The 20110-nt window shown below is 72.6% G+C and carries 18 protein-coding genes; 11 read left to right on the top strand and 7 right to left on the bottom strand.

Annotation, left to right across the window (positions count from 1 at the left end):
- Positions 1-67: 67 nt before the first annotated feature.
- Positions 68-1267, bottom strand: a complete 1200-nt coding sequence (locus AB0L29_RS06570; protein ID WP_365823994.1) for a bifunctional adenosylcobinamide kinase/adenosylcobinamide-phosphate guanylyltransferase — start codon at positions 1265-1267, stop codon at positions 68-70.
- Positions 1268-1503: 236 nt separating this feature from the next.
- Between AB0L29_RS06570 and AB0L29_RS06565 the strand changes: the two genes are divergently transcribed.
- Positions 1504-1716 (top strand): hypothetical protein, encoded by a 213-nt coding sequence (locus AB0L29_RS06565; RefSeq protein ID WP_365823992.1) that lies wholly within the window; start codon positions 1504-1506, stop codon positions 1714-1716.
- Positions 1717-1764: 48 nt separating this feature from the next.
- Here the strand turns inward: AB0L29_RS06565 and AB0L29_RS06560 are convergent, their stop codons facing one another.
- Together AB0L29_RS06560 and AB0L29_RS06555 are read right to left on the bottom strand one after the other, a co-directional pair.
- Positions 1765-2502, bottom strand: coding sequence for a class I SAM-dependent methyltransferase (locus AB0L29_RS06560; protein ID WP_365823990.1), 738 nt, complete (start codon positions 2500-2502; stop codon positions 1765-1767).
- An 83-nt stretch (positions 2503-2585) separates the two neighbouring features.
- Positions 2586-3215, bottom strand: a complete 630-nt coding sequence (locus AB0L29_RS06555) for a DUF3043 domain-containing protein (RefSeq protein ID WP_365823988.1) — start codon at positions 3213-3215, stop codon at positions 2586-2588.
- 279 nt (positions 3216-3494) lie between these two features.
- Here AB0L29_RS06555 and AB0L29_RS06550 point away from each other — a divergent pair, with 279 nt between their 5' ends.
- The 5 genes from AB0L29_RS06550 to AB0L29_RS06530 all read left to right on the top strand — a co-directional run bounded on the left by AB0L29_RS06550 (position 3495) and on the right by AB0L29_RS06530 (position 9961).
- Positions 3495-4298 (top strand): PspA/IM30 family protein, encoded by an 804-nt coding sequence (locus tag AB0L29_RS06550; RefSeq protein ID WP_365824079.1) that lies wholly within the window; start codon positions 3495-3497, stop codon positions 4296-4298.
- A gap of 40 nt (positions 4299-4338) precedes the next feature.
- Entirely contained in the window at positions 4339-4617 is a 279-nt protein-coding gene (locus AB0L29_RS06545; protein WP_365823986.1) for a hypothetical protein, read from the top strand.
- Between the two features lie 148 nt (positions 4618-4765).
- Positions 4766-5986 carry a sensor histidine kinase gene (locus AB0L29_RS06540; RefSeq protein WP_365823984.1) on the top strand — a complete coding sequence of 407 codons (1221 nt, stop codon included), beginning with the start codon at positions 4766-4768 and terminating at the stop codon, positions 5984-5986.
- Positions 5983-6666 carry a response regulator transcription factor gene (locus AB0L29_RS06535; protein WP_365823982.1) on the top strand — a complete coding sequence of 228 codons (684 nt, stop codon included), beginning with the start codon at positions 5983-5985 and terminating at the stop codon, positions 6664-6666. The genes AB0L29_RS06540 and AB0L29_RS06535 overlap by 4 nt, the downstream gene beginning before the upstream one ends.
- Before the next feature lie 169 nt (positions 6667-6835).
- Positions 6836-9961, top strand: coding sequence for an efflux RND transporter permease subunit (locus AB0L29_RS06530; RefSeq protein ID WP_365823980.1), 3126 nt, complete (start codon positions 6836-6838; stop codon positions 9959-9961).
- 72 nt (positions 9962-10033) lie between these two features.
- On the opposite strand, the gene nadA is transcribed toward AB0L29_RS06530, so the two are convergent.
- On the bottom strand, positions 10034-11218 hold the full coding sequence (gene nadA, locus AB0L29_RS06525) for a quinolinate synthase NadA (protein ID WP_365823978.1): 1185 nt from the start codon (positions 11216-11218) through the stop codon (positions 10034-10036).
- 359 nt (positions 11219-11577) lie between these two features.
- Here nadA and AB0L29_RS06520 point away from each other — a divergent pair, with 359 nt between their 5' ends.
- On the top strand, positions 11578-11934 hold the full coding sequence (locus AB0L29_RS06520; protein ID WP_028422454.1) for an iron-sulfur cluster assembly accessory protein: 357 nt from the start codon (positions 11578-11580) through the stop codon (positions 11932-11934).
- A gap of 74 nt (positions 11935-12008) precedes the next feature.
- On the opposite strand, the gene AB0L29_RS06515 is transcribed toward AB0L29_RS06520, so the two are convergent.
- Entirely contained in the window at positions 12009-13784 is a 1776-nt protein-coding gene (locus tag AB0L29_RS06515) for a hypothetical protein (RefSeq protein ID WP_365823976.1), read from the bottom strand.
- Positions 13785-13935: 151 nt separating this feature from the next.
- Positions 13936-14145, bottom strand: a complete 210-nt coding sequence (locus tag AB0L29_RS06510; protein ID WP_365823974.1) for a hypothetical protein — start codon at positions 14143-14145, stop codon at positions 13936-13938.
- A 179-nt stretch (positions 14146-14324) separates the two neighbouring features.
- Between AB0L29_RS06510 and AB0L29_RS06505 the strand changes: the two genes are divergently transcribed.
- Positions 14325-15299, top strand: a complete 975-nt coding sequence (locus AB0L29_RS06505; RefSeq protein ID WP_365823972.1) for a carbohydrate kinase family protein — start codon at positions 14325-14327, stop codon at positions 15297-15299.
- An 11-nt stretch (positions 15300-15310) separates the two neighbouring features.
- Here the strand turns inward: AB0L29_RS06505 and AB0L29_RS06500 are convergent, their stop codons facing one another.
- Entirely contained in the window at positions 15311-16690 is a 1380-nt protein-coding gene (locus AB0L29_RS06500) for an aminotransferase class V-fold PLP-dependent enzyme (RefSeq protein ID WP_365823970.1), read from the bottom strand.
- 297 nt (positions 16691-16987) lie between these two features.
- Here AB0L29_RS06500 and coxB point away from each other — a divergent pair, with 297 nt between their 5' ends.
- From coxB to AB0L29_RS06485, 3 genes are read left to right on the top strand one after another with little or no spacing between them, the layout of a single operon-like run.
- A complete protein-coding gene (gene coxB / locus AB0L29_RS06495; RefSeq protein ID WP_365823968.1) occupies positions 16988-17947 on the top strand; it encodes a cytochrome c oxidase subunit II in 960 nt (319 codons plus the stop codon).
- Positions 17944-19689, top strand: a complete 1746-nt coding sequence (gene ctaD, locus AB0L29_RS06490; protein ID WP_365823966.1) for a cytochrome c oxidase subunit I — start codon at positions 17944-17946, stop codon at positions 19687-19689. Before coxB ends, ctaD begins: the two co-directional genes overlap by 4 nt.
- On the top strand, positions 19686-20084 hold the full coding sequence (locus tag AB0L29_RS06485; RefSeq protein ID WP_365823964.1) for a cytochrome c oxidase subunit 4: 399 nt from the start codon (positions 19686-19688) through the stop codon (positions 20082-20084). The genes ctaD and AB0L29_RS06485 overlap by 4 nt, the downstream gene beginning before the upstream one ends.
- The last annotated feature ends 26 nt before the right edge of the window (positions 20085-20110 follow it).

The following is a 20110-nucleotide window of genomic DNA, read 5'->3' as shown; positions in this document are numbered from 1 at the left end:
CCGCCCTCCGGGCGGACGACGGGAGTTCGACGACAGGCCCCAGGGACCCTTCGGGCGGGCCCCGGCGTCACCCCCGCAACACCACCGCCTGCCCCGCCACCACCAGCACCACCTGCTCGCACTCGTCGGCGAACGCCGCGTTCAGGCGCCCCAGTTCGTCCCGGTACCGCCGCCCGGACGCGGTGGCCGGCACGATGCCCGAACCCACCTCGTTGGACACGGCCACCACGGTCCGCCGCGCCGCGCGCACCGCCTCCGTCAGCTCCCGCACCCGCGCCCTGAGCGTCCGCTCGCCGCCGTCCGCCCACTCCGCGTCGTCCCACGCCCCGGCCAGGTCCATCGCGTCCGTCAGCCACAGCGACAGGCAGTCGACGAGCAGCGGCGGCCCGTCCTCCTTCAGCAGCGGCACCAGATCGCACGTCTCGACGGTCCGCCAGGACCCCGGCCGCCGCTCCCGGTGCGCGCGGACCCGCGCCGCCCACTCGCCGTCCCCGCCCCGCGACCCGCCCGTCGCCACGTACAGCACGTCCGGGAAGGACTCCAGCCGCCGCTCGGCCTCCACCGACTTGCCCGACCGGGCCCCGCCCAGCACCAGCGTCCGCCGCGGCACGTCGGGCACGTCCTCGTACGCGCCCACCACCAGCGTCGTGCCGTCCGGCACGGCCCGCGCCCCGGCCGCCGCGAGCCGCCGCACGAGCTCCGGGCCCGGCGGCACGTCGTGGTCGAGGTGCACGGCGACGACGTCCGTCGTCGGTCCCGCCGCGCCCACCGCCCGCAGCTTCGCCAGCGCGTCCGGCCGCCCCACGACGTCCGCGAGGACCATGTCGTACGTCTCGGCGGGCTCCTCCAGCCCCGCCGGCGCCCCGCCCGGCGGCAGATACAGCAGCCGCTGCCCGTCCGGGCCGGTCACCGCGTACCCCGTGCCCGGCGCGTCCAGCGCCACCGCCCGCACCCGATGCCCCGTCAGCAGCGCCAGCTCCCGCCCGTCCGGCACCCGGCCGGGCTGCGGCACCCCGGCCGGCACCTCGATCGCCGGTCCCTGGTGCGGGTGCGACAGCAGCACCTGCCGCACGCCGCTCAGGGAGTGGCCCGCGCGCGCCGCCGCGAACGCCGCGCCCGGCGTCAGGTCGAGCAGCAGCGCCCCGTCCACGAGCAGCGCGGTCGCCGCCCGCGCGTGCGAGCCGATCGCGGCGGAGCAGGCCGCGCAGGGACAGTCGGGGCGGGGGAGTCCCGCGGCGGCACCGGTGCCGAGGAGAGTCAGTTCCACGCCCCGATTTTCGCCGGTCGCCGCCGGTCCTGCGCGCCCGGGACGCCCCGGGGCGCGGGCCGTGGCCCGTGCGGCTCTGCCGCGCGGGCGCGACCGGCCCCGCACGGCCCGCACCGCGCCCGGTCACGGGCGATCCCATCCCTGCGCACCCGGCGGAGCGCATAGGCTTCGGGGCAGGAGCCGGACCGTGATCCGGCTTCCGCTGTGCAGTGTGTCCACACACCTGGGAGGCGTACATGGCGGCATGGACGTGGCGGTTCGAGAAGACCGACGGGACGGAGGTCCAGCCCGCGGTGCCGCCGGAGGAGTTCCCCACCCAGGGGGACGCCGAGTCCTGGATCGGCGAGCACTGGAAGGCCCTGCAGGAGGGCGGCACCGACCAGGTGCGGCTGTACGAGGACGCCACGGAGATCTACGGGCCGATGAGCCTGCACGCGGACGAGGCGTGAACCACCGGGCGGGGGCCGTCGGCCCCCGCCTCCGTCGCCGCGCCGGGCTCAGCCCCGCACGCCGCACAGGTGCAGCAGCGCCGCCACCCCGCGGTAGGGGTCCGTCCGTCCGGCCTTCTCCTCGGCCGTGAGCAGTGTCTCCACGTCGGCCGGGATCCCGGCGCCGTCCGCCGCCGTGTCGGTGAAGACGCGCACGCCGTACCAGGCGTGCAGCGGCGCCCCGATCCCCGCGAGGGTCGCCGTCAGCGCGTCCAGCCGGTCGGCCCGCCCGCCGGGGCCCGGGCGGACGGGGGCCTCGTCGTCCGGTTCCGTGCGCGGACGGGGCAGGCGGGCGGTGGTGTCTAAGGCCGCCAGCGCCGCGGCCCAGTCGCCGGCCAGGCCGGGCCGCATGGCGAGCGCGTCGCCGTTGCGCACCAGCAGCGACAGCAGCCCGCCGTGCGCGAGCACCCGCGCCAGCCCCGCCAGCAGCGGGTCCGGCTCCTCGACGTACAGGAGCACGCCGTGGCAGAGCACCACGTCGAAGCTGCCGGGCGGGAAGTGCACACCGGTGTCCCGGCCGTCGCCCTCGATGATCCGCATCCGCTCCCGGATGCCCTCCGGCTCACCGGCGAGTTCCGCACGGACCGCGTCGATCATCCTCGGATCGCGCTCCAGCCCGGTCACCTCGTGCCCCTGGCGGGCCAGCCGCAGCGCCTGCGTGCCCCGGCCCATCCCCACGTCGAGCACCCGCAGACGCCGTCCGACCGGGAACCGCCCCACTATCTGCTCGTCCAGCTGCCGGGCCACCAGCTCCTGCCGTACGACGTCGCGCAGATCCCCCGCCTCGCCCAGCCAGGCATCCGCCGCGCCCCCGGTGGACGGCGTCGTGCTCAGGGCCGCTCTCCGCGCTTGACCTGCGGCTTGGGCAGCCGGAGCCGGCGCATCTGCAGCGAGCGCATCAGCGCGTAGGCGACCGCGCCGCGCCGGTTGTCGTCCGGGAAGCGCTCGGCGAGCCGCTTCTTCAGGCGGAAGCCGGTGACGAACGAGTCGAGCACGATCAGCACGATCACGACCAGCCACAGCAGCAGCGCGATGTTCTGCAGCGCGGGCACCCGCACCATGCTCAGCACCAGGATGACCACGGCCATCGGCAGGAAGAACTCCGCGATGTTGAACCGCGAGTCGACGAAGTCGCGCGCGAAGCGGCGGACCGGGCCCTTGTCACGGGCCGGCAGGTACCGCTCGTCGCCGCTCGCCAGCGCCTGGCGCTGGCGCTCCAGCGCGGCACGGCGCTCCTCGCGGTTGCGCCTGGCGGCCTCCTTGCGCGACATCGACGTGCTGGCGACGCTGCGGCGCTGCGACTGGGCCTGGCTGCGCTTGGGCGTGGGACGGCCCTTGGGGGCCTCCGGATGACGGGGCTGCTTGGAGTCGGTCAGCGGCGCCTTGTCGGCGGCCGGTGCCTTCTCTTCCTTGGCACGGCTACGGAACACAAAAGCCAAGGGTAAGGGCTTGACGGGCATGGACCCCAGCCCGACGGGGAACGATCCGGCAACACCGGTCGTCTGTAAGGGGACAGAGGGGACGTCGTGTACGGCTCCCGTTCCTTCGGGGCGTCCTCGGGTGCGGCTGCGGCCGCCCCCGGGAACCACCTACTCCTCACGCCGGAGCGGGAGCACGCACAGTCGTCCTTGGGGATGAGCGCATCCGTCCCCGAACAGTGCGGTAATGGAAGCAGGGCCCGTACTGTGGGTTCTGTCGCAGAGCTGGAGCTGGACGTCAGAAGGGGGCGCGCGAAGCCCATGAGCGGTGTCATGAAGCGTATGGGGATGATCTTCCGCGCGAAGGCGAACAAGGCCCTTGACCGGGCCGAGGACCCGCGCGAAACCCTCGATTACTCGTACCAGAAGCAGCTCGAACTGCTCCAGAAGGTCCGCCGCGGCGTCGCGGACGTGGCCACCTCGCGCAAGCGCCTGGAGCTCCAGCTGAACCAGCTGCAGCAGCAGTCCTCGAAGCTGGAGGACCAGGGCCGCAAGGCGCTCGCGCTCGGCCGGGAGGACCTGGCCCGCGAGGCGCTCTCCCGCCGCGCCGCCCTCCAGCAGCAGGTGACGGACCTGGAGACCCAGCACGCGACGCTCCAGGGCGAGGAGGAGAAGCTCACCCTCGCGGCCCAGCGGCTCCAGGCCAAGGTCGACGCCTTCCGCACGAAGAAGGAGACGATCAAGGCGACGTACACGGCGGCCCAGGCGCAGACCCGGATCGGCGAGGCCTTCTCCGGCATCTCCGAGGAGATGGGCGACGTGGGCCTGGCCATCCAGCGCGCCGAGGACAAGACCGCCCAGCTCCAGGCCCGGGCCGGCGCGATCGACGAGCTGCTCGCCTCCGGGGCCCTGGACGACCCCTCCGGCATGCACAAGGACGACATCCAGGCCGAGCTGGACCGCCTCTCCGGTGGTACGGACGTGGAGCTGGAGCTGCAGCGGATGAAGGCCGAACTGGCCGGCGGCACCTCCGCCGGGCAGCAGGCCATCGAAGGGGGCACGAGCCAGTCCCAGGCGCAGCCCCAGCAGCAGCCGCAGGACACCCCGCGCTTCGACAAGCAGTGACCACCGGGCGAGGACCGGGGTCCGCGCCGAGGAGGGCGACATGATCGTACGGATCATGGGGGAGGGACAGGTGGTACTGGCCGACCGCCACCTCGCCGAGCTGAACAGGCTGGACGAGGAGCTCCTGGCCGAGATGGAGAACGGCGACGGCCCCGGCTTCCGCCGCACCCTGCGGGCCCTGCTGTCCAAGGTGCGCGAACTGGGCGAACCGGTACCCGACGACTCCCTGGAGCCGTCGGAGCTGATCCTCCCGACGGCGGAGGCGACCCTGGACGAGGTCCGGGCCCTCCTGAACGACGACGGCCTGATCCCGGGCTGACCGGGCCGGCCGTCCCGGCCGCGCTCCGCCGGCAGGGGCCCGGGTCCGTCGCGCGCCCCGCGGGCGGCGCCCCGTGGCGCCGGGCCGCGCGGCCCGGCTTGGCCGACGGCGTACGCAGGGGTGTCCGGCACGGCTACCGTAAAACCCCGTGAGCACCCTCCAGCGGGCCCGATGCCAGGCCAAGGCGCACCCCCTGGCCGTGGACGCGGCCCTGGCGGCAGGTGTCCTGGTGTGCATGGTGGCCGGCTCCTTCATGGACCCGCACGGCCCCGACGGCGTCACCTGGGGCCTGCGCGTCCCCGGCCCGTTCAGCCTGCTTCTCATCGCCCTCGGTGCCGCCGCCCTGGTCTTCCGCCGCCGCGCCCCCCGGACCGTCCTGGCCCTCACCGGCACCGTCTCCGTCGTGGAGGCCGTCACCGGCGACCCCCGCGCACCGGTGGCCATGTCGGCCGTCATCGCCCTGTACACCGTCGCCTCCACCACCGACCGCCCCACCACCTGGCGCTTCGGCCTGCTCACCATGACCGTCCTGACCGGCTCCGCCATGCTGGCCGGGCCCCTGCCCTGGTACGCCCAGGAGAACCTCGCGATCCTGGCCTGGACCGGCATCGGAGCCACCGCCGGCGACGCCGTGCGCAGCCGCCGCGCCGTCGTCCAGGCCATCCGGGAACGCGCCGAGCGGGCGGAGCGCACCCGCGAGGAGGAGGCCCGCCGCCGCGTCGCCGAGGAACGCCTGCGCATCGCCCGCGACCTGCACGACGTCGTCGCCCACCACATCGCGCTCGTCAACGTCCAGGCCGGGGTCGCCGCCCACGTCATGGACAAGCGCCCCGACCAGGCCAAGGAGGCCCTCGCCCACGTCCGCGAGGCCAGCCGCTCCGCGCTCAACGAGCTGCGCGCCACCGTCGGCCTGCTGCGCCAGTCCGGCGACCCGGAGGCCCCGACCGAGCCCGCCCCCGGCCTGGACCGCCTCGACGAGCTCGCCGGCACCTTCCGCAGCGCCGGCCTGCACGTCGAGGTCGCCCGCGCCGACCAGGGCACCACCCTGCCCGCCGCCGTCGGCCTGGCCGCCTACCGCGTCATCCAGGAAGCCCTGACCAATGTGCAGAAGCACGCCGGCCCGAGGGCCAAGGCGGAGATCAGCGTCGTGCGCGTGGGTCCGAACCTGGAGATCACCGTGCTCGACGACGGCGGCGGGGAGGACCACGATCCCGCCTCCGGCGGCGGCCACGGGCTGCTCGGCATGCGCGAGCGGGTCACCGCCCTGCGCGGCACCCTGACCACCGGTCCCCGCTACGGAGGCGGTTTCCGCGTCCATGCGATCCTGCCGGTCCGGACCCGCCCACCGGCCTCGGAGGACCCCGCATGACGATCCGTGTGCTGCTCGCCGACGACCAGGCGCTGCTGCGCAGCGCCTTTCGCGTGCTCGTCGACTCCGAGCCCGACATGGAGGTGGTGGGCGAGGCGTCCGACGGCGCGCAGGCGGTGCGGCTCGCCAAGGAGCAGCGCGCGGACGTGGTGCTGATGGACATCCGCATGCCGGGCACCGACGGGTTCGCGGCCACCCGCATGATCAGCGCCGACCCGGACCTGGCCCACGTCCGCGTGGTCATCCTGACGACGTTCGAGGTCGACGACTACGTCGTGCAGTCGCTGCGCGCCGGCGCCTCCGGCTTCCTCGGCAAGGGCTCCGAACCGGAGGAACTGCTCAACGCGATCCGCATCGCCGCCGGGGGAGAGGCGCTGCTGTCGCCGGCGGCCACCAAGGGCCTGATCGCCCGCTTCCTCGCCCAGGAGGGCACCGCCGCCGACGCCCCCGACCCCGCCCGCTCCGAACGGCTGGGCTCCCTCACCGTGCGGGAGCGCGAGGTGCTGGTGCAGGTCGCCGGCGGGCACTCCAACGACGAGATAGCCGAGCGGCTGGAGGTCAGTCCGCTGACGGTGAAGACGCACGTCAACCGGGCCATGGCCAAACTGGGCGCCCGGGACCGGGCCCAGCTCGTGGTCATCGCCTACGAGTCCGGCCTGGTCCGCCCGAGGGTGGAGTGAGCCCCGTCCGGACGTACTGCGCCGGGAGTATGCGCCGGATAAGGAAATGGACCTCGGGGCTACGGATCGGCGGCTTCCCATGGCTCAGGGTGTAGGGGCGGGCGCTCACATGTGCTGCGCGCCCCGACTCGTGCACTTCTGCCGCTCACAGAAGAGAGACCCCTGACCCATGTCCTGGCTGTCCAGATTCAGCCTCGCGCAACGGACCCTGATCGGGCTGATGTCGATCATCGCGCTCGTCTTCGGGGCGATCGCGATACCCCAGCTCAAACAGCAGCTGCTGCCCAGCATCGAACTGCCCATGGTGTCCGTGCTGGCGCCGTACCAGGGCGCGTCCCCGGACGTGGTCGAGAAGCAGGTCGTCGAACCCATCGAGGACAGCCTGGAGGCGGTCGACGGCATCACCGGCGTCACCTCCACGGCCAGTGAGGGCAACGCCCTGATCATGGCGTCCTTCGACTACGGCAACGACACCAAGCAGCTCGTCGCCGACGTCCAGCAGGCCGTCAACCGGGCCCGCGTCCAGCTCCCCGACGACGTCGACCCGCAGGTCGTCGCCGGTTCCACCGACGACATCCCGACCGTCGTCCTCGCCGTCACCTCCGACCGGGACCAGCAGGCCCTGGCCGACCAGATCGACCGCATGGTCGTGCCGGACCTGAAGGAGATCGAGGGCGTCGGCCAGGTCACCGTCGACGGCGTACGGGACCTCCAGGTCACCGTCACGCCCGACGACGCGAAGCTGGCCAGGGCCGGTCTGACCGCGCAGTCCCTCGGCGAGGCCCTGAAGGCGGGCGGCGCGACCGTCCCGGCGGGTTCCTTCGACGAGGACGGCGCCAACCGCACCGTCCAGGTCGGCGGCGGCTTCACCTCCGTCGAGCAGATCCGCGACCTGATGGTCAGGGGCGAGCCGGGCGAGGGCAGGCCGGTGCGCCTCGGCGACGTCGCCACGGTGAAACAGCAGCCGGCCCCGGCCGACTCCATCACCCGTACCGACGGCAGGCCCAGCCTCGCCGTCGCCGTGACGATGGACCGCGACGGCAGCGCGGTCGCCATCTCCGAGGCCGTCCAGGACAGGCTGCCCGAGCTGCGCAAGGAGCTCGGCTCCGGCGCGACCCTCACGGTCGTCAGCGACCAGGGCCCGGCCGTGTCGAAGTCCATCGAGGGCCTGACCACCGAGGGCGCGCTCGGTCTGCTCTTCGCGGTCCTGGTGATCCTGGTCTTCCTCGCCTCGATCCGCTCCACCCTCGTGACGGCGGTGTCCATCCCGCTGTCCGTGGTCCTCGCGCTGATCGTGCTGTGGACGCGCGACCTGTCGCTCAACGTCCTCACGCTGGGCGCCCTGACCATCGCCGTCGGCCGGGTCGTCGACGACTCGATCGTGGTCCTGGAGAACATCAAGCGGCACCTCGGCTACGGCGAGGAGCGTCATTCGGCCATCCTCAACGCCGTCCGCGAGGTCGCGGGCGCGGTGACGTCCTCGACGCTCACCACCGTCGCGGTGTTCTTGCCGATCGGCCTGGTCGGCGGCATGGTGGGCGAGCTGTTCGGCTCCTTCAGCCTGACGGTGACGGCCGCGCTGCTGGCGTCCCTGCTGGTCTCACTGACGGTCGTCCCGGTCCTGTCGTACTGGTTCCTGCGCGCCCCGAAGGGCACCCCCGAGGACGCCGAGGAGGCCCGCCGGCTGGCCGAGGAGAAGGAGGCCAGGAGCCGCCTGCAGCGCCTCTACGTCCCGGTGCTGCGCTTCGCGACCCGCCGCCGCCTCACCAGCGTGGCCATCGCGGTCGTCGTCCTGATCGGCACGTTCGGCATGGCGCCGCTGCTGAAGACGAACTTCTTCGACCAGGGCGAGGTCGAGGTCCTCACCGTCAAGCAGGAGCTGAAGCCCGGCACCAGCCTGACGGCCACCGACGCCCAGGCGAAGAAGGTCGAGCGGCTGCTCGCCGGCACCAAGGGCGTGAAGGACTACCAGGTCACGGTCGGCTCGTCCGGGTTCATGGCCGCCTTCGGCGGCGGCACGGACACCAACCAGGCCTCGTACCAGGTGATGCTGGACGACTCCGCGTCGGCCGAGGACGTCCAGGACGACCTCGAGAAGGGTCTGGCCGGCCTCAAGGGCATCGGCACCACCACCATCTCCGCCGGTGACGGTTTCGGCGCCCAGGACCTCAGCGTGGTCGTGAAGGCCGCCGACGCCGGCGTCCTGCGCACGGCGTCCGAGGAGGTCCGCAAGGCGGTCGCCTCACTCGACGACGTCACGGACGTCACCAGCGACCTGTCGCAGAGCGTCCCGCGCATCTCCGTGAAGGCCAACGGCAAGGCGGCAGCGGCCGGTTTCGACGACCAGGCCCTCGGGGCCGTCGTCGCCCAGGCCGTCCGCGGCACCCCGGTGGCCAAGGCGGTCCTGGACGACACCGAGCGCGATGTCGTCATCCGCTCGGCGAAGCCCGCGCAGACCCTGAAGCAGCTCAAGGACCTGCGTCTGGGCGCCTCCGTGAAGCTCGGTGACATCGCGACGGTCCAGGTGGTCGACGGACCGGTCTCCATGACCCGCATCGACGGCCAGCGCGCCGCCACCATCACCGCGAAGCCCACCGGTGACAACACCGGCGCGGTCAGCGCCCAGCTCCAGTCGAAGATCAACGCACTGAAGCTTCCCGACGGCGCCACCGCGTCCATCGGCGGTGTCTCCGAGGACCAGGACGAGGCGTTCGCCAACCTGGGCCTGGCGATGCTCGCGGCCGTCGCGATCGTCTTCATGCTGCTGGTGGGCACCTTCCGCTCCCTCGTCCAGCCGCTGATCCTGCTGGTCTCCATCCCGTTCGCGGCGACCGGCGCGATCGGCCTGCTGGTCGCGACCGGCACGCCGATGGGCGTCCCGGCGATGATCGGCATGCTGATGCTGATCGGCATCGTGGTGACGAACGCGATCGTGCTGATCGACCTGATCAACCAGTACCGCAGGCAGGGCCACGGCGTCGTGGAGGCGGTCGTCGAAGGCGGCCGCCACCGCCTGCGCCCCATCCTGATGACGGCCCTGGCGACGATCTTCGCGCTGCTGCCGATGGCGCTGGGCATCACCGGCGAGGGCGGCTTCATCGCCCAGCCGCTGGCGGTGGTCGTGATCGGCGGCCTGGTGACGTCGACCCTGCTGACGCTGCTGCTGGTGCCGACGCTGTACGCGATGGTGGAGCTGCGCAAGGAGCGCCGGGCGCGGAAGCGGGCGGCGAAGAAGGGCGGCGACGGGACCCGGCCGGCGCCGGCTTCCGGGGAACCCGGGCCGGCGCGGGTCTGACCCCGGCGGAGACGGCAGGAGGCCCACCCGGCACCGAGGTGCCCGGGTGGGCCTTTGTCGTGGAGGGAATCGTTACGGCAGCGCCAGCATCCGCTCCAGCGCCAGCTTCGCGAACGCCTCGGTCTCCTTGTCGACCTCGATGCGGTTGACGAGCCTGCCGTCGGCGAGGGACTCCAGGGCCCACACCAGGTGCGGCAGGTCGATCCGGTTCATGGTGGAGCAGAAGCACACCGTCCGGTCCAGGAACACGATCTCCTTGCCCTCGGGCGCGAAACGGTTCGCCAGGCGGCGGACCAGGTTCAGCTCCGTGCCGATGGCCCACTTGGAGCCGGCCGGGGCGGCCTCCAGGGTCTTGATGATGTACTCGGTCGAGCCGACGTAGTCGGCGGCGGCGACGACCTCGTGGCGGCACTCGGGGTGGACCAGGACGTTCACGCCCGGGATCCGCTCGCGCACGTCGTTGACCGAGTCGAGGTTGAAGCGGCCGTGCACCGAGCAGTGGCCGCGCCACAGGATCATCTTCGCGGCGCGCAGCTCGTCCGCCGTCAGCCCGCCGTTCGGCTTGTGCGGGTTGTAGACGACGCAGTCCTCCAGGGACATGCCCATGTCCCGCACCGCGGTGTTGCGGCCCAGGTGCTGGTCGGGCAGGAAGAGGACCTTCTCGCCCTGCCGGAAGGCCCACTCCAGGGCCCGCCGGGCGTTGGAGGAGGTGCAGATCGTGCCGCCGTGCTTGCCCGTGAACGCCTTGATGTCGGCGGACGAGTTCATGTACGACACCGGCACGACCTGCTCGGCTATGCCGGCCTCGGTCAGCACGTCCCAGCACTCGGCGACCTGCTCGGCCGTCGCCATGTCGGCCATGGAGCAGCCGGCGGCCAGGTCCGGCAGGACCACCTTCTGGTCGTCGGAGGTCAGGATGTCCGCGGACTCCGCCATGAAGTGCACGCCGCAGAACACGATGTACTCGGCCTCGGGGCGCGCCGCCGCGTCCCGGGCCAGCTTGAAGGAGTCGCCCGTGACGTCGGCGAACTGGATGACCTCGTCGCGCTGGTAGTGGTGGCCGAGCACGAAGACCTTGTCCCCGAGCCTCTCCTTGGCCCTGCGGGCGCGCTCCACCAGGTCCGGGTCGGACGGCGAGGGCAGGTCGCCGGGACACTCCACCCCGCGTTCGCTGCGGGGGTCGGCCTCACGGCCGAGGAGCAGCAGGGCGAGGGGCGTCGGCTGTACGTCGAGCTCCTGGGTCTGGGCGGTGGTCACGACACGCACCCTTTCTGTTCTGCGGCTCGCCGGGCCCGGCCGGTGGGCCGGGCCCGGCGGGACAATGCGGGACACCGTTTCGACTTTTCGTCGATTTGACGCTATCTATCATAACCGCTTCACGTCACTTTGACGATGGCCATAGCGTCTGTGTGACGTGAATCCCGCGCGGCGCCCGTTCATTCCCGGACGGTGTCCGGAAGACCCCCACTGGAGCCGGTTTCCGCTCCGGGACGCGTGTGCGAGCATGAAGGGGACCGAAGGAACCGAACGACACGCACCCGGCCCGGAATGAATCCGTGGCCCCGCCGGTTGCAACCGTCGGCAAGCAGTCTCCGTACAACCCGGGAGAGATGTAGATGTCCGTATCGGACGAGACCACCACCGTCACCGACGGCATCATCCTGACCGACGCCGCCGCGGCCAAGGTCAAGGCCCTGCTCGACCAGGAAGGCCGCGACGACCTCGCGCTGCGTGTCGCCGTCCAGCCCGGTGGCTGCTCCGGCCTGCGCTACCAGCTCTTCTTCGACGAGCGTTCCCTCGACGGCGACGTGGAGAAGGACTTCGGCGGGGTGAAGGTCGTCACCGACCGCATGAGCGCTCCGTACCTGGGCGGCGCCACCATCGACTTCGTGGACACGATCGAGAAGCAGGGCTTCACGATCGACAACCCGAACGCGACCGGCTCCTGCGCCTGCGGCGACTCCTTCAGCTGAGCCGAGCCCGGCGGCGGACACGACGAAGGCGGCGGCCCCTTCCGACGGGGCCGCCGCCTTCGTCTTCGCGCGCCCTACCGGGTCCGCTCGGGCGGCGCCGGCAGCCGGGCCCCGTCCTTCTGCAGCGGGACCGGCTCGCCGTCCGACCCGACGACCTCGCGGTCGCCGAGCGGCCCGTCCAGCCGCACCGTCTGCTGGTACTGCTTGGCGATCATGATGCAGACCTTGCCCGGCCAGGGCCTCTCGGTCACCGTGACCGTCACCCGGTCCGCGCCCTCGCGCGCCGTCGCCTCGTAGTCGGAGCACACCCCGCCCGAGAAGGTCACGGTCAGCTCGTTGCCCTCGGCCGTGTAGCCCTCCACCTCGACGTCCCGCGGGGCCGGCGCCGAGGTCGGCTCGTCGCCCGGCCCGGTCGGCCGCGGGCTGGGGCGGCCGGTGGGCTGCCCGCCGGGCCCGGGCGCGGCCAGGTACTCCGGCTCGACCGCCGGATACGTCACCGTGAACGCCTCCCCGGCGCCCGCCGCCCGCACCTCGAACAGCCAGGACGGCACCAGGGCCCGCCGTCCCTCCACGACGTGCGCGGCCAGCCCGAACACCGCCTTCTCCACCGTGAGCGGCTCCTGCTGCGGCGCGTCCGCCGACGCCTCGCACGGCTCCTCCCGCCGGTCCTGGAGCGGCACGGGCGAGGCGCAGCCGCCGACGCCCGCGCGCGGGTCGTCCCCCGGCCGCGCGTTCATCAGGTCCAGCGCCTCCCCGGCGCTCACCACGGGGTACGTGTCCCCCTTCACCGGCGCGCCGAGCTGTCCGCTGCCGCCGACCACCTCCCCCTCGCCGCCGACGGTCACCCCCGTCGTCCAGCCGTACGTCGGCAGCCCGCCGACCACGGGATCGGCGTTCACCGTCCGCCTGGCGCCCACGACCTGGCTCGCGTCGCGCCGCGCGTCGTCCTGGCCCACCGCCTTCAGCACGGGCGCGGCCGCCTTCATCGCCGCCTCCTCGCTCACCGGGTCGCCGGCCGGGGAGGCCGGGTCCTGCGCGCACACGGTGGGCTTTCGGCAGTCGTCGGTACCCGGGGCGTACCGGTGGAACGTCCAGGCGCCCGGCGCCTGCCGGTTCACCCGCAGACTCGGCCCCTGGCCGTCCTTGCCGGACCCGGCCTTCCAGACCTGCCCCTCGGCGACGGGCGCCCCGTCCAGCCCGAGGGCCTCGGCCAGCCGGGCCACCTCCTGCCGGGTGACCTCGCCCCGCGCCCGGTACACGGGCGCCGAGCCGGGGCCGTCCGGGAGCGCGCCGCCGGCCCGGTAGACCGCGCCGTAGGGGTCGGGCTCGCCCGGCGCGATGCCGTTCGCACCGGTCTCGGAGGAGCCGTCGAGGACGAGCGGCGGGGGCGTGCCGCCACCGCCGGGCGCCCCGGAGGACGACGTCCCCCCGTCCGGCCCCCCGGAGGCACGGGCGGTCAGGTAGGCCCCGCCGCCCCCGACGAGCAGCACGGCGGCGGTGACGGCGGCGACCATCGCGGACGTACGGCGCCGGGTGGGCGGCGCCTCGGGCGGCCCGCCGTCCGAGGCACCCCCTTCGCCCGCGCCGGGTGCCTCGGCGGGAGGACCGCCGCCGTCGCGCGCGCCGGACGGATCCGCGTCCGCCTCCCGGTCCCCGGCCCCCGGGGCCGCCGCTTCGAGGCCCCCGGTCCGGGCGCCCGGTTCCCCGGGGTCCGAGAGGCCGGGACCCTCCTGGGGGTCCCGCGCCTCGGTGCCGCCGGAAGCGCCCTTGACGTCCCGCGCGTTCTCGGCGGTCCCGTCGGCGCCGGGCCCGGTGGTGGCGTCGTCGTTGTCGGGTCGCTCGGTGTCCACCGCATCGCTCCTTCGGCCGCACAGCTGTCCCGGACGACCCGGCCCCTTCTCGCACGGGCCGCTGACGGGTCGTATCCCGCATCCTCTTTACGGGGGACAGCGATGGGACGCAGCGGGGGAGCACCCGGTTCCCTCCGGGGCCGGCGTCCGCTCAGTCGCCGTAGTCCGACATGGCGTCCAGCAGCCGGGCCGACGCCCGGGGCACGGTCACGCCGTGGATGAGGGAGGGCGGGACCGGCGCGGTGGACACCCGCTCCGGAACCGTCCAGTGGGGTGCCATCCGGGCGCAGTCACCGCGCAGCGACGCCAGGCCCCCTTCGAGGTCGGCCGGGGCGGGGGAGTGGACCTTGAGGTTCGTCATAGCGGCACCGTAAGCACGCCGCGGCTCACGAAGAAAGATCTACTATCGGGTAGTTTTGCCCGCTTCGAAGCCGGCACGCTTCCCGGTAGCGTGAACTGTCAACCTGCCCGTCCGCCGCTCGCCGCTCCTTCCGGCGAGCGCCGCCGCGCCCCACCGTTGCCTCCGGGAGATTCCACGCCGTGCGCATCGCAGTCACCGGCTCCATCGCCACCGACCACCTCATGACCTTCCCCGGCCGCTTCTCCGACCAGCTGGTGGCGGACCAGCTGCACACGGTCTCGCTGTCCTTCCTGGTCGACAAGCTCGACGTGCGCCGCGGCGGCGTCGGCGCGAACATCGCCTTCGGCATGGGCCAGCTCGGCACCCGCCCGATCCTGGTCGGCGCCGCGGGCTCGGACTTCGACGAGTACCGGGCCTGGCTGGACCGGCACGGCGTCGACACCGCCTCGGTCCGCATCTCCGACACCCTGCACACGGCCCGCTTCGTGTGCACCACCGACGCCGACCACAACCAGATCGGCTCCTTCTACACGGGCGCCATGAGCGAGGCCCGCCTCATCGAGCTGAAGACGGTCGCCGACCGGGTCGGCGGCCTGGACCTGGTCCTCATCGGCGCCGACGATCCGGAGGCGATGCTGCGCCACACCGAGGAGTGCCGCTCCCGGTCCATCCCCTTCGCCGCCGACTTCTCCCAGCAGATCGCCCGTATGGACGGCGAGGAGATCCGCATCCTGCTGGACGGGGCGACGTACCTGTTCTCCAACGAGTACGAGAAGGGCCTCATCGAGACGAAGACGGGCTGGTCGGACGCCGAGATCCTGTCCCGCGTCGGCCACCGCGTCACCACCCTCGGCGCGCGCGGCGTGCGCATCGAGCGGACCGGCGAGGACCCGATCGAGGTCGGCTGCCCGGAGGAGCGGCTCAAGGCCGACCCGACCGGTGTCGGCGACGCCTTCCGCGCCGGCTTCCTGTCCGGCCTGGCCTGGGGCGTCTCCCTGGAGCGCGCCGCCCAGGTCGGCTGCATGCTGGCCACGCTGGTCATCGAGACGGTCGGCACCCAGGAGTACCGGCTGCGCCGCGCCCACTTCATGGAGCGCTTCACCAAGGCGTACGGCGACGAGGCGGCGGCCGAGGTGCAGGTGCACCTGGCCTGACGCCCCGCCCGTCAGGAGAGCCGGCGGACCACGTACGCCGACCCCCGGTCCGCCGGCTCCTCGCCCACGTACTCCTGGCCCCGCATCTCGCACCAGGCCGGGATGTCCAGCCGCGCCGCCTCGTCGTCGGCGAGGACGCGGACCGTGCCGCCCATCGGTACGTCGCCGATGACCTTGGCCAGCTCGATCACCGGGACCGGGCAGCGCCTGCCCACGGCGTCCACGACCAGCGCCCCGGCCTCCCCGGCCGTCGCCGTGCCGGCCGGCGCGCCCAGCTTCTCCCGGACCGCCGCCACCGCCCGGGGCAGCACCTCCAGGAACCGCTCGACGTCCTCCCGCGCCGCTCCCGCCGGCAGCGACACCCGCACGTTCCCCTCGCTCAGCACCCCCATCGCCTTCAGCACGTGGCTCGGCGTCAGCGTGCTGCTCGTACAGGACGAACCGGACGACACCGAGAACCCCTCCCGGTCCAGCTCGTGCAGCAGGCTCTCCCCGTCGGCGTAGAGGCACGAGAAGGTGACGATCCCGGGCAGCCGGCGCACCGGCTCGCCGACCACCTCCACGTCCGGCACCAGCCGGGGCACCCGGGCCCGGATCCGGTCCGTCAGCTCCCGCAGCCGCAGGGCCTCCCGGGCCGCCTCCGCCCGGACCGCCCGCAGCGAGGCCGCCGCCGCCACGATCGCCGGGACGTTCTCGAAGCCGGCCGCCCGCCCCGACTCCCGCTCGTCCACCGGCCCCTGCGGCGCGAACCGCACGCCCTTGCGCACGACGAGCAGCCCGACGCCCGGCGGCCCGCCCCACTTGTGCGCACTGGCCGTCAGCAGCGACCAGTCGCCCTCCACCGGCCCCCACCCCAGCGACTGCGCCGCGTCCACCAGCAGCGGCACCCCCGCCGCGCGGCAGACCTCGGCGACCTCGGCCACCGGCTGCCCGGTCCCCACCTCGTGGTTGGCCGACTGCAGGCACGCCAGCGCGGTGTCCGGCCGCAGCGCGGCGGCGTACGACGCGGCGTCCACCGCCCCCGTGCGGTCGACGGCGACCCGGGTGACCGTCCCCCCGCCGGCCTCGTGCACCTCGGCCGCGTGGAGCACCGAGGAGTGTTCGACCGCCGACACGATCAGGTGGCGCCCCACCCGGCGGCGCCCGGCCAGCGCCCCCGCGATCCCGGAGTGCACCGCCCGCGTCCCGGAGGAGGTGAACACCAGCTCGTCCGCGCGGCATCCCACCGCCTCGGCCGCCGCCTCCCGCGCCGCGTCCAGCAGCATCCGCGCCCGCCGCCCCTCCCGGTACAGCCGCGCGGGATCGGCCCACCCCTCGTCGAGGGAGGCCTGCAGCGCCTGCCGGGCGACGGGGTGGAGGGGAGCGGAGGAAGCAGCGTCGAAGTAGGCCACACGGCAACGCTAGACGCCGGCCGGGGGAACGCGCCCCCGGGGGCGCGGGGAAGCGCGCGACCGGCCGCGGACCGTCCGCACGCGCGCACCACGGGCGGAACCGAGCCATGGCCGCCCGGTCCCACCCCTTCGGGGTGACCCGCGGCGCGTATGCGACCCTCCCCGCGAACCCCCGGAGGGCGTCGGCTAGGGTTTGCTCCGCATAAACATCCAAACCCCTGCCCGACGCAGGGCGGCGACCGACCAGCGAGAAGGCCGCAGCCACCAGCGCGGGCGAGACTCTCGGGAAGGCGCTACGTGAGTCCCAACGGCTCCGACCGCTCGCCGCGGCGCCCGATGCGGCGGAAGCTGCTGCAGGCACTGACCGCGGGCCTGGTCCTGGCGACCGCCACCGGTTGCACATACGAGGACTTCCCCCGCCTCGGCATGCCCACCCCGACCACGGAAGAGGCTCCGCGGATCCTCTCCCTGTGGCAGGGCTCCTGGGCCGCCGCGCTCGCCGTGGGCGTGCTGGTGTGGGGCCTGATCCTGTGGAGTGCATTCTTCCACCGGCGCAGCCGCACCAAGGTCGAAGTTCCTCCGCAGACCCGGTACAACATGCCCATCGAGGCGCTGTACACGGTGGTCCCCCTCATCATCGTCTCGGTCCTCTTCTACTTCACGGCCCGCGACGAGTCCGAGCTCCTCAGCATGAAGAAGAAGCCCGACGTCACGGTCAACGTGGTCGGCTTCCAGTGGAGCTGGTGCTTCAACTACGTCGAGAGCGTCGACGGTTCCTCCGGTGACGCCAAGACCTCCAAGGAACTGGACGCCATCCCGGACCGGTACCGGGAGGCCTTCCCGGCCGACGCCGGCGGCGTCTACGACTGCGGCATCCCCGGCACCCGGAACCCGCAGAACGGCAACCCCGGCCCGACCCTCTGGCTCCCCAAGGGCAAGACGGTCCGCTTCGTCCTCACCTCGCGCGACGTCATCCACTCCTTCTGGGTGCTGCCGTTCCTGATGAAGCAGGACGTGATCCCGGGCCACACCAACGCCTTCGAGGTGACCCCCAACAAGGAGGGCACCTTCCGGGGCAAGTGCGCCGAACTGTGCGGCGTCGACCACTCCCGGATGCTGTTCAACGTGAAGGTCGTCTCCCCGGAGCGCTACGAGCAGCACCTCAAGGACCTCGTGAAGAAGGGGCAGACCGGTTACGTGCCCGCCGGCATCGAGCAGGCGGGTCACGAGAAGAACCGGGAGTCGAACATCCTGTGAGCATCCTCAACGAACCCCAGGGTGCCGCGGCAGCAGGGTCCCACTATGAGGACGAGCTGCCGGTCCGGCGCCAGAACCGCGGCAGCGTCGTCATCAAGTGGCTGACGACCACGGACCACAAGACGATCGGCACGCTGTACCTGGCCACGTCGTTCGTCTTCTTCTGCATCGGCGGCGTCATGGCGCTGGTCATGCGCGCCGAGCTGGCCCGGCCGGGCCTGCAGATCATGTCGAACGAGCAGTTCAACCAGGCGTTCACGATGCACGGCACGATCATGCTGCTGATGTTCGCGACGCCGCTGTTCGCCGGCTTCGCCAACTGGATCATGCCGCTGCAGATCGGCGCGCCGGACGTGGCCTTCCCCCGGCTGAACATGTTCGCCTACTGGCTGTACCTGTTCGGCTCCCTGATCGCGGTGGCGGGCTTCCTGACCCCGCAGGGCGCGGCCGACTTCGGCTGGTTCGCCTACACCCCGCTGTCGGACGCGGTGCGCTCGCCGGGCGTCGGCGCCGACATGTGGATCATGGGCCTGGCCTTCTCCGGCTTCGGCACCATCCTCGGCTCGGTCAACTTCATCACCACCATCATCTGCATGCGCGCCCCGGGCATGACGATGTTCCGCATGCCGATCTTCACCTGGAACGTGCTGCTGACCGGTGTGCTGGTGCTGCTGGCCTTCCCGGTGCTGGCCGCGGCGCTGTTCGCGCTGGAGGCGGACCGCAAGTTCGGCGCGCACATCTTCGACGCCCAGTACGGCGGGTCGCTGCTGTGGCAGCACCTGTTCTGGTTCTTCGGGCATCCGGAGGTGTACATCATCGCGCTGCCGTTCTTCGGCATCATCTCCGAAGTGATCCCGGTCTTCTCCCGCAAGCCGATGTTCGGCTACATGGGCCTGATCGGCGCGACGATCGCGATCGCGGGCCTGTCGGTGACGGTGTGGGCGCACCACATGTACGTCACCGGCGGTGTGCTGCTGCCGTTCTTCTCCTTCATGACCTTCCTGATCGCGGTCCCCACCGGTGTGAAGTTCTTCAACTGGATCGGCACCATGTGGAAGGGCTCGCTGTCCTTCGAGACCCCGATGCTGTGGGCGATGGGCTTCCTCGTCACCTTCACCTTCGGCGGTCTGACCGGTGTCATCCTGGCCTCGCCGCCGATGGACTTCCACGTCTCCGACTCGTACTTCGTGGTGGCGCACTTCCACTACGTCGTCTTCGGCACCGTGGTGTTCGCGATGTTCTCCGGCTTCCACTTCTGGTGGCCGAAGTGGACGGGCAAGATGCTCGACGAGCGCCTCGGCAAGATCACCTTCTGGACGCTGTTCGTCGGCTTCCACGGCACCTTCCTGGTCCAGCACTGGCTGGGTGCCGAGGGCATGCCGCGCCGGTACGCGGACTACCTCGCGGCCGACGGCTTCACCGCCCTGAACACGATCTCGACGATCGCCTCGTTCCTGCTCGGCATGTCGATCCTGCCGTTCTTCTACAACGTCTGGAAGACGGCCAAGTACGGCAAGCCGGTCGGCGTGGACGACCCGTGGGGCTACGGCCGCTCGCTGGAGTGGGCGACCTCCTGCCCGCCGCCGCGGCACAACTTCCTCACCCTGCCGCGGATCCGCAGCGAATCCCCGGCGTTCGACCTGCACCACCCGGAGATCGCCGCGCTCGACCAGCTCGAGAACATCGGCCGTGAGGACTCCGAGACGGCGGCCCTCGCTGGCGGCAAGGAGGCCGGCAAGTGAAGATCCAGGGCAAGATGTTCATGTGGCTGAGCGCCTTCATCCTGGTGATGGCGGTCGTCTACGGCTGGTGGTCCAGGGAGCCCGCCGGCACCACCGCCCTCTTCCTGGCCTTCGGCCTGGCGATCATGATCGGCTTCTACCTCGGCTTCACGGCCAAGCGGGTCGACGTGGGCGCCCAGGACAACAAGGAGGCGGACGTCGCGGACGACGCCGGCGAGGTCGGGTTCTTCAGCCCGCACAGCTGGCAGCCGCTCTCCCTGGCCGTCGGCGGCGCGTTCGCCTTCCTGTCGGTCGCCGTCGGCTGGTGGCTGATGTACTTCTCGGCACCGCTGATGCTGATCGGCATCTGGGGCTGGGTCTTCGAGTACTACCGCGGTGAGAACCGCACCCAGTAGCACACACCCGGCACCGCGCGAGCCCG

It is taken from the genome of Streptomyces sp. NPDC052701 (assembly GCF_040678355.1).
Taxonomy (GTDB): domain Bacteria; phylum Actinomycetota; class Actinomycetes; order Streptomycetales; family Streptomycetaceae; genus Streptomyces.
Note: the sequence above shows the minus strand (reverse complement) of the source record. Positions and strands in the feature narration are given on the sequence as shown.